The 13,568-nt window shown below is 60.1% G+C and carries 13 protein-coding genes; 7 read left to right on the top strand and 6 right to left on the bottom strand.

What is annotated here, in order from left to right; all coding sequences use genetic code 11:
• Positions 1-4: 4 nt before the first annotated feature.
• Complete coding sequence (locus tag ABD819_RS02105) at positions 5-1,357, bottom strand: saccharopine dehydrogenase family protein (RefSeq protein ID WP_345120454.1); 1,353 nt, start codon at positions 1,355-1,357, stop codon at positions 5-7.
• A 309-nt stretch (positions 1,358-1,666) separates the two neighbouring features.
• On the opposite strand from ABD819_RS02105, the gene cdd reads away from it, so the two are divergent.
• Together cdd and ABD819_RS02095 are read left to right on the top strand one after the other, a co-directional pair.
• Positions 1,667-2,167 (top strand): cytidine deaminase, encoded by a 501-nt coding sequence (cdd, locus tag ABD819_RS02100; RefSeq protein WP_345120452.1) that lies wholly within the window; start codon positions 1,667-1,669, stop codon positions 2,165-2,167.
• Between the two features lie 8 nt (positions 2,168-2,175).
• Positions 2,176-2,832 carry an alpha/beta hydrolase gene (locus ABD819_RS02095; protein ID WP_345120450.1) on the top strand — a complete coding sequence of 219 codons (657 nt, stop codon included), beginning with the start codon at positions 2,176-2,178 and terminating at the stop codon, positions 2,830-2,832.
• A 74-nt stretch (positions 2,833-2,906) separates the two neighbouring features.
• On the opposite strand, the gene ABD819_RS02090 is transcribed toward ABD819_RS02095, so the two are convergent.
• The 4 genes from ABD819_RS02090 to ABD819_RS02075 form a co-directional block, all read right to left on the bottom strand.
• Positions 2,907-3,656 carry an SDR family NAD(P)-dependent oxidoreductase gene (locus ABD819_RS02090; protein ID WP_345120448.1) on the bottom strand — a complete coding sequence of 250 codons (750 nt, stop codon included), beginning with the start codon at positions 3,654-3,656 and terminating at the stop codon, positions 2,907-2,909.
• Positions 3,657-3,751: 95 nt separating this feature from the next.
• On the bottom strand, positions 3,752-4,555 hold the full coding sequence (gene porT / locus ABD819_RS02085; RefSeq protein WP_345120446.1) for a type IX secretion/gliding motility protein PorT/SprT: 804 nt from the start codon (positions 4,553-4,555) through the stop codon (positions 3,752-3,754).
• Positions 4,504-5,232, bottom strand: coding sequence for a bifunctional demethylmenaquinone methyltransferase/2-methoxy-6-polyprenyl-1,4-benzoquinol methylase UbiE (gene ubiE, locus ABD819_RS02080; protein ID WP_345120444.1), 729 nt, complete (start codon positions 5,230-5,232; stop codon positions 4,504-4,506). Before ubiE ends, porT begins: the two co-directional genes overlap by 52 nt.
• A gap of 175 nt (positions 5,233-5,407) precedes the next feature.
• The gene (locus ABD819_RS02075) at positions 5,408-7,618 is read right to left on the bottom strand and encodes an OmpA family protein (RefSeq protein ID WP_345120442.1); all 2,211 of its coding nucleotides are present in this window, start codon (positions 7,616-7,618) and stop codon (positions 5,408-5,410) included.
• A 442-nt stretch (positions 7,619-8,060) separates the two neighbouring features.
• Here ABD819_RS02075 and yihA point away from each other — a divergent pair, with 442 nt between their 5' ends.
• The 3 genes from yihA (at position 8,061) to ABD819_RS02060 (ending at position 9,934) form a co-directional block, all read left to right on the top strand.
• Positions 8,061-8,681 (top strand): ribosome biogenesis GTP-binding protein YihA/YsxC, encoded by a 621-nt coding sequence (gene yihA, locus ABD819_RS02070; RefSeq protein ID WP_345120440.1) that lies wholly within the window; start codon positions 8,061-8,063, stop codon positions 8,679-8,681.
• Between the two features lie 88 nt (positions 8,682-8,769).
• Positions 8,770-9,231 (top strand): energy transducer TonB, encoded by a 462-nt coding sequence (locus ABD819_RS02065; RefSeq protein WP_345120438.1) that lies wholly within the window; start codon positions 8,770-8,772, stop codon positions 9,229-9,231.
• A 103-nt stretch (positions 9,232-9,334) separates the two neighbouring features.
• Entirely contained in the window at positions 9,335-9,934 is a 600-nt protein-coding gene (locus tag ABD819_RS02060) for a DUF5606 family protein (RefSeq protein ID WP_345120436.1), read from the top strand.
• 137 nt (positions 9,935-10,071) lie between these two features.
• Here ABD819_RS02060 and fbp read toward each other — a convergent pair whose 3' ends face one another.
• Positions 10,072-11,088, bottom strand: coding sequence for a class 1 fructose-bisphosphatase (gene fbp / locus ABD819_RS02055; protein ID WP_345120434.1), 1,017 nt, complete (start codon positions 11,086-11,088; stop codon positions 10,072-10,074).
• A gap of 196 nt (positions 11,089-11,284) precedes the next feature.
• Here fbp and ABD819_RS02050 point away from each other — a divergent pair, with 196 nt between their 5' ends.
• A complete protein-coding gene (locus ABD819_RS02050) occupies positions 11,285-12,568 on the top strand; it encodes an aspartate kinase (protein ID WP_345120432.1) in 1,284 nt (427 codons plus the stop codon).
• Between the two features lie 139 nt (positions 12,569-12,707).
• Positions 12,708-13,481, top strand: a complete 774-nt coding sequence (locus tag ABD819_RS02045; RefSeq protein WP_345120430.1) for an enoyl-CoA hydratase-related protein — start codon at positions 12,708-12,710, stop codon at positions 13,479-13,481.
• The last annotated feature ends 87 nt before the right edge of the window (positions 13,482-13,568 follow it).

Here is a 13,568-nt window from a genome sequence, read left to right as displayed (position 1 = left end):
GAACTTAGCCCAACTGCTCCTCCTCGCTGAACCGGATGCCGTAGTCCGCCGCCAACTCGTCCAGAATCGGCTCGTACAAATCAGCCCCCACCGGAATCAGTACGCCGCGCTGCGTGACCTCGCCGCGCAGCAGGCGGCGCACGGCCATGCCCAGCGGTAGGCCCACGGTTTTGGCCATGCCGGTGTGGGTGGCATCGTCGCCCAGCACGGCCAGCGACGAGGTGAGGTGGTGGGTGGCCCCGTCCAGCTCAAACTCGAAGAGGTGCTGCATCACAATCAGGTCGTGGTCGTGGGGTTGCAGCTGCCATTTTTCGCTCAGCAGGCGCTCCAGCAGCTGGGCGGGCGTGGCGTGGGCGTGGCCCACCGGCCGGTCCGAAAACAGGCCCAGCCAGGTCAGGCGGGCTACTTCTTCGCCCACTGGGTTCAGGCCGAGGTACGTAGCCACCCGCTGCGCCAAATCGAGGTGCGGCACCTGCGTGGCGGGCAAGTAAGCTGCCACCAGCTCGGCCCAGGTCATAGTTTCGGGGTTATCGAGGTTCACCGAATCGTCGGTGAGGCCCAGACGCACCAGCGCATGCCAGGCGGCGCAGTAGCCCGGCCGCCGCAGCGTGCCCCGCAGAATGGTCGGAATAGCATCCAGGCCATACGGGGCGCGGTAGCTCAGCGAGTCCCGGTTGGCGTAGCCCTCAAACTCACCGTACTCGGGTACCACCAACGTTTCGGTGCGGGCAAACAGCTGCTGGTAGGGAATGAAGCGCGGGTGGCCGTTTTCGAGAAACTTGGCCGTGCTCTGGCCGGCCAGCACCACGTTGCGCGGGTTCCAGGTAAACTTGTATTTCCAGGGATTGTCGCCCTCCGCCGCCGGGGCCAGCAGGCCACCGCAGTAGCTCTTGAAGGAGGTGATAACCCCGCCCCGCGCCCGGATGTGCTCGATGGCCCGCATGGCCGACATGTGGTCGAGGCCGGGGTCGAGGCCGCATTCCATGAGCAGCGTCACGCCCGCCGCCGCCGCCTCGTCGTGCAGCGCCCGAATCTCGGGGCTCACGTAGCTGGCCGTGGCCAGGTGGCGGCCGTGGCGCACGCAGGCCCGCGCCACCACCGGGTGCAGCGTGGCCGGCAGCATCGAAATCACGGCATCGGCCTGGCTCACCAGCTCCTCCAGCCCGGCTTCATCGGCCAGGTCGAAGGGCACGGCGCGGGCGTACTCGCTGTGCGCGGCCAGCACCGGCACGAGATGGGCCGGGTTTACATCGGCCACGGTTAGAAACCAGTTTTCGGTGGGCGCGTGGCGCAGCAGGTACTGAATAAGGGACGAGGCCGAGCGGCCGGCCCCCAGAAGCAAAAGGCGGGAAGTCATGCGGCAAAAGTAGAACGCCTTCGGCTTAATGAGGAATGAGGGGTACCGCTGGCCGCAGTTTACACCGCTGGCCGCAGTTCCGCTGGCCGCAGTTTAGCGCGCAGCGCGTAACTGCTGGCTAACCCGTAACGCGCGTTTGCAACTCGCTGCCGCAAAGCGGCAATTGCGGCAGGCGAGTCCCAGACTTGCATTACCCATCAGCCAGCAGTTACGCGCTACGCGCTAAACTGCGGCCAGCAGCCATTCTTAATTTTTAATTCTTAATTCCTACCAAGCGTATTACCTTCGCCGCCCCATAATCCCCTCCGCATGGCCCGAATTTCCCGCCAGCAGCTTATCGCCTTCGAAGAGCTGGACTCCCATACCGACCTCACGCCGGCCGAACAAACCACCTGGCAGGCCGCACGCGACGCCACCGACCACGCCTACGCCCCCTATTCCGGCTTTCACGTAGGAGCCGCGCTGCTGCTGGCCGATGGTACTATTTTCCGGGGTACCAATCAGGAGAACGCTGCCTACCCTTCCGGTCTTTGCGCCGAGCGCACAGCCTTGTTTGGCCTCGCGGCGGCGCAGCCCGGCCACGCGCCCATTGTGGGCATGGCCGTGGCCGCCCGGCCCAGCAACGGCGATTTTGGTCCCGCGCTGCCCTGTGGGGCCTGCCGCCAGGTAATGCTGGAGTACGAAACCCGCCAGGGCCAGCCCATTCCGCTGCTGCTACCGGGCCGCGACGGCACCATCCTACGCTTCAGCACCCTGAGTGCCCTGATGCCCTTCAGCTTTTCGGCCGACGACCTGCCCGCCGTGAGCTAGCCCGGACCGTGGAGCATCATCTCACCGTTTCGCGCACGGCCCGTTATCAGCAGCTGGGCACGCTGTCGGCCCACACGCGGCGCGTCTGGTTCGTGTGCCACGGCTATGGCCAGCTGGCGGCCTATTTCGTGCGCCATTTCGCGTTCCTCACCGAAACCGACCCGGCCACCGTCGTTATTGCTCCCGAAGGCTTGTCGCGCTTCTACCTGAATGGCACCGGCGGGCGCGTGGGTGCCAGCTGGATGACCCGCGACGACCGGCTTAACGAAATTCAGGACCACATCAATTTCCTCAATCAGCTTGCCGGGAACGTATTAGCCGACTGCCCGGCCGATGTTGAGGTCACGGTTCTGGGCTTCTCCCAAGGCACGGCCACCGTGGGCCGCTGGCTGGCCCAGGCAGCTTTCCGGCCCGCGCAGCTCATCCTCTGGGCCGGCAGCTTCCCCGACGACCTGCCCGCAGCCGCCGCCCAATACCTGCTTCAAAATCTGCCGCTGTCCCTGGTTGTCGGCACCGACGATGAATACATCTCCCCAACCCAAACGGCCGCCATCCAGCAGCAGCTTCAGCAGCTTGGGGCCACGCCGCAGCTGCACACCTTCCGGGGCAAGCATGAGCTGAACCGCGCAATACTAGAGAAGCTGGCATACGGGTCCCGCCAATAGCCGTCCACACTCAGCGTACCTCTGCGCAATTCTCCGCGTACCTCTGCGGTAGCTTCCCGAACTATCCCCCCGTGTTACGCCTTTCGCGAGATGGTGGTAGCGGCACCCTGCGCACCCGCCAGTACCAGCACCTCGGCAATGGTTACGTGCGGCGGCCGGGTCACCATGAATACGATTACCTCGGCCACGTCCTCCGCTCTGAGCGGCTGAAACCCCTCATACACCTTGGCCGCCCGGGCCTCATCGCCCTTGAAACGGACCTGCGAAAACTCCGTTTCCACCGCGCCGGGGTTCACTTCGGCCACCCGCACGCCGGTGGGCAACAAGTCGAGCCGCATGGTTTTGGTGAGCATATTCACCGCCGCTTTGGTGGCGCAGTACACGTTGCCATTGGCATACGCCTCCTGGCCGGCTATCGAACCAATGTTCACGATAAAGCCGGTCTGGCGGGCTGTCATGCCGGGCAGCAGGGCGTGGGTCACGTTCAGCAGGCCGCGCACGTTGGCGTCCAGCATCTGGTCCCAGTCGGCCGGGTCGCCGGTCTGAATCGGGCTCAGTCCGTGAGCCCCACCGGCATTGTTTATCAGCACATCGGGCGCACGCAGGGCCTCCGGCAGCGAGGCCACGGCAGCGGCCACGGCGGCCCGGTCGCGCACGTCAAACGCCAGTACATGCACCGGCAATGGGGCCAGCTCGGTCGCCAGCGCATCCAGACGCTCCCGGCGCCGGCCCGTCACCACCAGCTCATAGCCAGCCTTGGCCAGCGCTACCGCCGTAGCCCGGCCAATACCCGACGACGCGCCGGTTACGAATGCAGTTTTCATAATTGGTGCATGGTGCTTGGTGCCTGGTGCTTGGTTGTGCCTCCCTGTTCTATGCCCGGCACTATGTACCAGGCACCAGGCACCAGGCACCACTTTTAGTTCTGAATATTGATGTAAAGCGTCACTGAGTTCGTGCTCATGCTTTGCAGGCTATTGCTGAACACATCCTTGTGCGGCACCAGCAAGTTGCGCAGTCCGTGCGAAAAGCGCAGCTCCGGAGCCAGCTTAAACAGCGGATAAAACAGCTCCAGGCCCACGCCGTACTCCAGCGTGAGGTCGCTGTTCAGGGCCTGCAATTGGTTGCGCAGGGGGTCGCTCCGACGGGTGCTGGCCGTGAGGCTGGGGTTCAGACCGGCAATCATATAGGCCCGCGTATTGCGCCGCCGGTCGGACTGATACTTCACCAGAAGCGGAAAATTTACCACTGTTGAGGTAAGCTCCTGCGTCACGATGGAATCCGGATTGGGGTAGCCCCGCGGCCGAAACTCCACCTTGCGGGTGAGGAAGCTTACGCCCGGCGCAAAGCGCAGCACAAACGGCGAGGCCGGCCCACCCAACCGGGCATCGCCGATAAAGCCCACCGTCAGGCTCGGACTGATAATCGAGTTGGCCGTGACGTTCCGGTTGTTGATGTACGTTTGCGACTGTTCGATATTGAACTTCGAGCCCGTGAAGCCCACGTACATCCCCGGATGAAACCACCGCTCATCGTAAGCCGGCAGGTTCTTTACCGTCACCGATTTCACGACGCCTTTGCTGTTACGGGAAATGCGGGAGCTGGATTTGCGCTGGGCCAGGGCCACCGTTGGTGCCACCAGCACCAGCAGGCCCAGTAGCGCCAGGCGCTTTAGTTGTGCGCCGTGTAAATCGAGCTGATACCGAATGTGAGAGGTTGCCATGCAGGTTCTTTGAAGCCGACTTTGGCCAGAATAGCCAGGAAATCGGAGCCGTCGGGAAATGCCTGCACCGAAGCGGGCAGGTAGGTATAGGCCGAATTGTCTTTGGAAATAAGCTTGCCAAAAACCGGCAGTACCTGACGGAAATAAAAATTATACGCTTGCTTAAGCGGAAAAGCAGTCGGTTTGCTGAATTCCAGAATTACCAGCTTGCCACCCGGCCGCAGCACCCGGCGCATTTCGGCCAGACCCACTTCCAGATGCGCGAAGTTGCGCACTCCGAAAGAAGCAGTCACGGCATCAAATTCCCCATCGGCAAAAGGCAGGTTTTCCGAGTCACCGAGCTCCAGTTGAATGCGGTGGCCCAGACCTTTGGCGGCCAGCTTGCGCCGGCCTACTTCCAGCATGCCTTCCGAAATATCTACCCCCGTCACGTGCGCGTCGGGCGCGGCAGTCCGCAGGGTTTCAATAGCGAAATCGGCAGTGCCGGTGGCAATGTCCAGAATGCGCGCAGGGCGCAGGGCTTTCAGCTCATCCACCGCCTTACGCCGCCAATAGATATCGGTGCCGGCGCTGAGGAAATGGTTGAGAAAATCGTACTTGCCCGCGATGGAGTTAAACATCTGGGCAACCTGCGATTTCTTATCGGCGGAATTGTCTTTGTAAGGTACTACGGCCATGAGCGGGCGCAAAGAACGGAATTGAAGCGAGAAAATTGTTCCTCCCCAACGCCCAAAGGGCCCGGTTTGTTGGCGCGGGCCACACAAAGGTGCAGTATCGGCCGGGCGACAGGGATAAAAAAAGGCGGGCCGGACAATCTGCCCGGCCCGCCTCCCTGGTCAAAGGTCAGAACGACTACTCGTTCTTGGCTTTGATTTTGGTTTTTTCGCCCGAAGCGTCTTTGGCTTTGGCATCCACTTCACCGTTTTTGGTTTTGGTTTTGGTGTCGCCGGTCGGGCCTTTGGTTTTCACCTTCACTTTGTCCGAATCCTCGTCCACTTTGGTTTTCACCTTGGTGCCGTCGGCCATCTTCATTTTGCTCTTGCCGGGGGTGAGCGGCGCGGCAGTAGGCTCGGTCATCGGGGCAGCCGGTGCCACTACGGGCATCGTCTCACCTTCTTTCAGCACCACCTTGAACTCGTCGCGACGGTTAAGCTGCATGTTCTCGGGCGAATCGTTCGGCGCGGCCGGGCGACGCTCGCCGTAGCTCACGGTCGTCATGCGGGTTTCGGCGATGCCCTGCTTCTTGAGATAGTTGTAGGCTGCCTCGGCGCGGTTCTGGCCCAGTACCATGTTGTACTCGTCGGTGTTGCGCGAGTCGCAGTGGCCCTCAATCGAGATGTTGATGCCGGTGTTGGCCATCAGCACCTGGCTGGTGTTATTCAGTTCCGTAATCGACTCCGGACGCAGCTTGTACTTGTCGGTATCGAAGTAGATATTCTTGAACGCGAGGCCCGTGCTGGTCGTGTCGATGTAATCGACGTAGAAATTCTTGGTGATGGTGGTCGAGTCGTTGGTCGACACCGGCACGGCGAATTCCTGCGTTTCAATGTTCTTGCCATCCTTGCTCACGGCCACCTGGTAGGTACGGCCCGAAAGCACGGCCACCTGGTAAGCGCCATCGGGCTTGGTGATATCGCGGAAGCTCAGGGCCGTTTTGTCGGCCTGCGCACCGCTGAACACCAGCTCCACACCGGGAATAACGGTGGTGCTGTCACGCTTCGAGAACACCTTGCCAATGATGTTGGCGTTCTTGATGTAGTTGATGGTGTAGATGTCCTTCTCACCGTAGCCCCCAATGCGGTACGAGCTCAGGTAAGCGTACGAACCATCGGGGCTCAAACGGTAGTACGAGTCATCATCCGGGGTGTTGATGGGATAGCCCATATTCTGCGAAGGGCCCCACTTGCGGGCGGCCTCATCGTACTCCGACTTGAAGATGTCGTAGCCGCCCATGGTGTTGTGGCCGCGCGACGAGAAGTACAGCGTCTTGCCGTCTTTGCTCATGTAGGGGCTGTCGTCGTCGTACTTGGTGTTGATGTTAGCACCGAGCGACTTAGCCGGGCCAAAATCACCACCCGCCACGCGGGTCGACTGGAACAGGTCAAGCGTACCGTCCTCCGAATATTTGCCGGTGGCAAAAATCAGGGTCAGGCCGTCCGGCGTGATGTAGGCATCACCTTCGTACGCTTTGGAGTTAATGTTGGCATCCAAAGGCTTCGGCACGCCCCAGTCGCCGCCCGACTTGTCCGACACAAAAATGTCGCCGTTGTTGTCGTTACGGTACATCAGCAGCTTGCTGTCATTATCGAACAGCTGCGTCGAGGCATCGTGGCCTTTACCATTGAGCACGCCGCTCAGCGAGCGCGGCTTCTGCCAGTTTTCGTCATCGACGCGGGTAGCTTCGAAAATATCCTCGAAGTACTCGCCATCGGCGGCTATGCTCTTGTTTTTCTTATCCGAAATGTTGCCGGTAGCACCCGTTACCGCCTCGCCGCGCGAGGTGAAGATGAGCGTCTTATCATCAGACGAGATAACCGGGCTGTGCTCCGAGTACTGCGTGTTGATGGTAGGGCCGAGGTTCTTGACAAAAATATCCTTCGGCGAGTTGAACTGCACTTTGGCATTCTTGCTGTGCGCGATGAGCTGCGCCAGTTCTTCTTTGCGCTGGTCGCTTTTCTTCAGCGTGGCGTTGTAGGCCTGGAAGTGGGCAACGGCCTCATCAAAGTTGTAGTTGAGGTGGTCGACCCGGCCGAGCCAGTATTCAACAGATTTATCAACTTTGGGCTTGATTTTTTGCGCCTTGTAGATGTAGTCGCTGGCCTTCTCTTTGTCGAACGACATGTAAGAGATGCCCGCGTTGAACAGTGCTTTGGCGTTGTTGGGGTCTTTGGCGAGCACCTTCTCGTAGTACGGGATGGCAGCGCGGTAATTATCCTGCTCGAATAACTTGTTGCCGGCCTTGAGGTCCTTACGCGTGCTTTGCGCGGCGGCCGGGTTGGCCACGGCAGCGGTGAGGGCAACAGCGCACGACGCTTGTAGTAACCTTCTGGATAAGTTGTCCATTGGAGGAGATTTTTGAAAAAAAGAAATTTCTGAAGGGGTTGATTTACGTTGAAGCGCCGCATGCAAGCTGGAGCTGGAGCAGCTAGCAGTATTCTGGGCTTATACTGAAAAAAAGCCGCAGGGTTAGATTTTAATGCCCGTTTACGCAGAAGGTAACCGTAGTAGCCAACACTAAACTTCGCCAAGGGCCCTTCCATGGAAAGGCCAATGACGGGCAAAGATAGGTTCTTTGCTTGCAAAATGCGGTTTTTGGCGGAAAATCGGCCATTTGGTAACGGACAGGTGCAGTGGTAATGCCCCTCGGCATGAGTAGGCAGGACGCGCAAATATAGAAGCATCAATGAAATAGCCACCTTATCACACTTATTTATTTATCCACCTGCCGCTGGGTTTAAGATGTAATTTTGCGGTTCGTACCAATTCGCTATTTCGTAGCTGCCCGATGATTATTCACGATGCCCGTTTTTTAACCAGCAACTCGCGCGCCGACTTGTGCCCCGCCCCCGCCTTGCCCGAATACGCTTTTATCGGCCGGTCCAACGTGGGCAAGTCGTCGCTAATTAATATGCTGACGGGCCGCAATGCGTTGGCCAAAACATCGTCGTCGCCGGGCAAGACGCAATTAATTAACCATTTCGTAATTAACGATAATTGGTTTTTGGTCGATTTGCCGGGTTATGGCTACGCCAAGGTGAGCAAAACCTCGCGGGCCGAATGGGCGAAGATGATTAACTTCTACCTGCGCCACCGCCCCAACCTGATGTGCGTGTGCGTGCTCCTGGACTCGCGCCACGCGCCGCAGGCCGCCGACCTGGAGTTTATGGAGAAGCTGGGCGAAGAGGGCATTCCCTTCGTGATGGTGTTCACGAAGTCGGACAAGCAGTCGACGGCGCAAACCAAGGCCCTGCTCACGGCTTATCTGGCCAAAATGTCGGAAATCTGGGATGAGCTGCCGCGCTACTTCCAGACCTCAGCCGAAACCGGCCTGGGGCGCGACGAGCTACTGGACTTCATTGCCGGCGTGAACAAGGACTGGAAGGCCGATGCCGCGGACAATGCGTAGATTGGCCCCTAAATTGCCAATTGCCGCCCGGCCCGATTTGGGCTACTTATCAATCATTTTCCTCTCCGCTCCCACTATTATTATTACGATGACCAACTCCAATCGCCTATCGAAGCTGGCCCTGGGCCTGCTGCTGGCGGCCACCGCGCCGGCCCTGGCCCAAACCGCCCCCAACACCAGCCCCGCCCCCAAAACTCAGGCTGAGCAAGGCACGGGCATCGCTTCGGCGGGTAAAGTTATTCCGGTGGCGGCCTACTATGAAGGGGGCCAGGAAGCCATGTATGCCTTCATTGGCCAGGAGCTGAAATACCCCTTGATGGCTAAGCGCAACCGCATTCAGGGCCAGTGCATCGTGAGCTTCACGCTGAACCCGGATGCCACCATGTCGGGCATTAAGCTGGTGAAGCAAGTGGGCGGCGGCACTGGCGAAGAGGCCCTGCGCGTGGTGCGCCTGATGAAATTCAAAAAGCCCGAATACCCGATTCTGACCAGCCTGCCCATCACGTTCAAGATGGGCGTGACCGGCTCGAACGCGATGGAAGGACAATAGTTGTAATTTTGAGTGTTGAATGCTGAGGGTTGGATGCTAATCCTCATTCGCCGCCGGTTTTCTCACTCAACATTCAACACTTAACATTCAAATTTTTTCAAGAATGCCCTACGAATTGCAAGAGTTGGCCGCCATCAGCGGCATGCCCGGCCTCTACCGCCTGGTGAAGGCCGCCCGCCACGGTGTGCTGGTCGAAAGCCTCGACGAGAAAGCCACCCGCACCCTGGCTCCGGCCCGCAACAAAGTGTCGCTGCTGTCGGAAATTTCCATCTATACCCAGGACCCCGACCAGACGGTGCCGCTCACCGACGTGTTCGAGCGCATCTATCAGAAGCACGGCACGGCATCGCCGGTAACGGCCAAGTCGAGCGAAGGCGAGCTGACCGATTTCATGGCCGGCGTGATTCCCGACTATGACCGCGACCGGGTGTACCTGTCCGACATCAAAAAGCTGACCACCTGGTACGGCATCGTGAGCAAGCACCGCCCCTACCAGGAGGCTGCTGAGCCCACCGAGGCCCCCGCCGAAACTGCGACCGAAACGGCCCCCAAGGCCAAGCGCAAGGCCAAAACCGACGAGCCGACCGCCGATGAGCCCCTGAGCACCGGTGGCGTGATTGGTGCCGCCGATGAGGCCCCCGACGCCGCCGGCAACCCCGAGGCCGCGGCTCCGGCCAAGAAAAGCCGTAAGAAAGCCGAATAGCTTTCCAGCGATTACGACTACCAGAAAGGCCGCTCCTGAATCAGGAGCGGCCTTTCTGGTAGCGCGAAGCGGCGCTTCGCGTTCCCGCGCCGTTAGAGCCGCGTGAACGGCGCGGGGACCCGAAGCACCGCTTCGCGCTACTTGGCTACGGCTTTGGCTTCGCGGGCGAGGCAGGCTTCGGCTTGCTCAACCAATACTTTGCTGCCGATGAAGACCGGGCAGCGCTCGTGCGGCACGCGGGGCTCAATTTCCATGGTGCGCTGCTGGCCGTTGCTGCTTTTGCCGCCGGCCTGCTCCACGATGAAGGCCAGGGGGTTGCACTCGTACATGAGGCGCAGCTTGCCCGAGGGGTTTTTGACGGTGGCGGGGTAGATGTAGATGCCGCCCTTGAGCAGGTTGCGGTGAAAATCGGCCACGAGCGAGCCGATGTAGCGGGCCGAAAAGTCGTTGCCCTTGCACTGCTCCAGAAACTCGGTCATGCCGGGCGAGAAGGAGTGCGAGCTGCCTTCGTTGACGGAGTAGACCGTGCCGGTTTTGGGCGTCTGAATATCGGGGTGCGAAAGGAAGAATTCGCCCAGCGAGTGCTCGTAGGTGAAGCCATTCACGCCGTTGCCCGTCGTGTACACGAGCATGGTGCTGGAACCGTAGATGATGTAGCCGGCGGCCACCTGGTGGGTGCCGGGCTGCAGGCAGTCGGCGGCGGTGCCCTCGCGGCCGGTGGGCGACACGCGGCGGTAGATGCTGAATATGGTGCCAATGCTCACGTTCACGTCGATATTCGACGAGCCGTCGAGCGGGTCGATGGCCACCACGTACTTGCCCTGGTTGTTGCCGGTCTGAATCATCTCATCGTCTTCTTCGGAGATGATGGTGCAGACTTCGCCGCCGTTGCGCAGGGCCCGGATGAAACGAATGTTGGCGATGACGTCGAGCTTCTGCTGGTCTTCGCCCTGCACGTTCTGGCTGCCGTAGGCCCCGGCAATGTCGATGAGGCCGGAGCGGTTGATTTCGCGGTTGACGATTTTGGCGGCCAGGGCGATATCGCGCAGCAATTGGGACAATTCACCCGTGGCATAGGGAAAGTCCTCCTGCTTGCGCATAATGAAGCGGTCGAGGGTAGTGCCGACGGGCAGCGCCAGTTTAGTGTGGTCCATGTGTGGGGTTGAGTGGGAACAGCGGGAGGCAAAATTACCTGCAAAACGCTGAGAAACCAGCGGCGTGGCAACAAGTCGCCCGGAAGGGCCGGCAAGGTGGCGGGAAGCGGCGGCGGGTTGTTTTCTCTCGCCGGGCCTTGGGCTACCCTGGCCAACAAACCTGCTTTTGGGGCCGGGCTGCCTACTTTTGGGGCTTATGAGCGAGCTGACGGGACTTCAGGTATACAAATTCGGTGGCGCATCGGTGAAGGACGCGGCGGCCATTCTCAATCTTCGGCGAATTGTTGGGTCACATTCAGGGCCGCTGGTCATTGTAGTCTCGGCGATGGGCAAGACGACCAATGCACTGGAAAATGTTTTTGAACTCGCTTACAACGGCAAAGACTATGCTGGTGCGCTGGGTCGCGTCAAGGCCTTTCATCGTGAAGTTGCTGAATCGTTAGCAGCCGGTGCTGGCCCCTACATGATGGCGGATGTCAACGAAGGATTTCGGGATGCTTTCGAGGCCTTAGAAGCGCAGTTGGCAACTGTCAGCGCCCTCAGGGACTACGACGAACAATACGACCAGGTCGTCAGCTATGGGGAATTGTTAGCCTCAGCGTTTGTGGCCCATGTATTGAATGATTTACGGCCCACCCGTTGGCTCGATTGCCGCCCGCTATTGCGCACCGATGAAAACTGGAGGGAAGGGCTCGTGGATTGGCAAGCAACAGAAGAAAGCCTGCGAAGCGAGGTGCTGCCGCGCTTTCAGGAAGTTCAGACAATTGTAACCCAAGGCTTCGTAGGCGGCACGGCCGACGGCCGCACCACCACCCTCGGCCGCGAGGGCTCCGACTACACGGCCGCCATACTGGCCTACTGCCTGCGAGCCGAGAGCGTGACCATCTGGAAAGACGTGGCGGGCCTGCTCAACGCCGACCCCAAAACATTCCCGGACACGGTGCGCTACCCCGAAATAAGCTACCGCGAAACCATTGAGATGGCGTACTACGGCGCGTCCGTCATTCACCCCAAAACGCTGAAGCCGTTGGCCGACCGCAACATTCCGCTGCGGGTGAAGTCCTTTCTGGACCCGGCGGCCGAGGGCACGCTCATCCACGACTGCCAGCATCCGCCGCTGGCCCCGGCCTTCATTCGCAAGACGGACCAGTGCCTGCTGTCTTTTTCGAGCAAGGACTTCTCGTTTATTTCGGAGGAAAACCTGGCGGTGATTTTCGGGGCACTGGCGCAGGCCAAGCTCAAGATTAACGTTATGCAGAACTCGGCCATCAGCTTTTCGGTGTGCGTCGATTTTTCGGAGCGGCGCGTGCATCAGCTACTCGATTTGCTGCGCGAGCAGTTCACGCTGCACTACAACACGGGGCTCACGCTCTTCACGATTAAGAACTACGATGCGGCCAGCGTGGCGCGCCTCACCGAGGGGCGCCGGCTGCTGCTGGAGCAGCGCACGCGGGGCACGTTTCAGTTTGTGTGCCAGTAAGCGAGCACGTCATGTGAGAACGTCATGCTGAGCTTGCCGAAGCATCTCTACCTCAATAGCAATTATTTACTTAAGCGGTAGAGATGCTTCGGCAAGCTCGGCATGACGTGCCTTCAAACCTCTAATCAAAATTAACCCCATGGAATTCCTCCTCGTAACGCCGCAGTCCCGCCCGGGCGTGGCCCTCGTCCAACTCAACCGCCCCAAGGAATTGAATGCGCTGAACGGGCAGCTGGTGCGCGAAATCCGCGATGCGCTGCTGGCGCTCGATGCCGATGAAACGGTGCGCGTGGTCATTATTACGGGCAATGAGCGGGCCTTCGCGGCCGGGGCCGACATCAAGGAAATGGCGGGCAAAACGGCGGTGGATATGTTTCTGGATGACCGGTTCGCTACCCTGGAGCAGATTCGCAAGTTTCGGAAGCCGCTGATTGGGGCGGTGTCGGGCTTCGCGCTGGGCGGCGGCTGCGAGCTGGCCATGACCTGCGACATGCTGGTCGCGTCGGAAACGGCCCAGTTTGGGCAGCCCGAAATCCGCCTCGGCACCATGCCGGGCGCGGGCGGCACCCAGCGCCTGGCCCGCGCCGTGGGCAAGGCCAAAGCCATGGAAATGGTGCTCACCGGCGAGTTTATCTCGGCCCATGAAGCCCACCGCGTGGGCCTGGTAAACCGCGTGGTGCCCGTGGGCCAGTACCTGGAAGAGGCCTACCGCCTGGCGGCCAGCATCGCGGCCATGAGCCCGGTGGCAGCCCGGCTGGCCAAGGAATCCATCAACCGCGCCTTCGAAACGCCTCTGGATGAAGGGCTGCACTTCGAGCGCAAAAACTTCTACCTCACCTTCGCCTCCGAAGACCAGAAGGAAGGCATGGCGGCTTTCGTGGAGAAGCGCAAGCCGGAATTCAAAGGCCGCTAGAACGTCATGCTTCATCTGGCGTCTGCTTGCCGAAGCATGACGTTCTTTTTCTTCGTACTTCCGTACTCCTCCAACTTTACTCCTCAA

Source organism: Hymenobacter antarcticus (assembly GCF_039539545.1).
Taxonomy (GTDB): Bacteria; Bacteroidota; Bacteroidia; order Cytophagales; family Hymenobacteraceae; genus Hymenobacter; species Hymenobacter antarcticus.
Note: the sequence above shows the minus strand (reverse complement) of the source record. Positions and strands in the feature narration are given on the sequence as shown.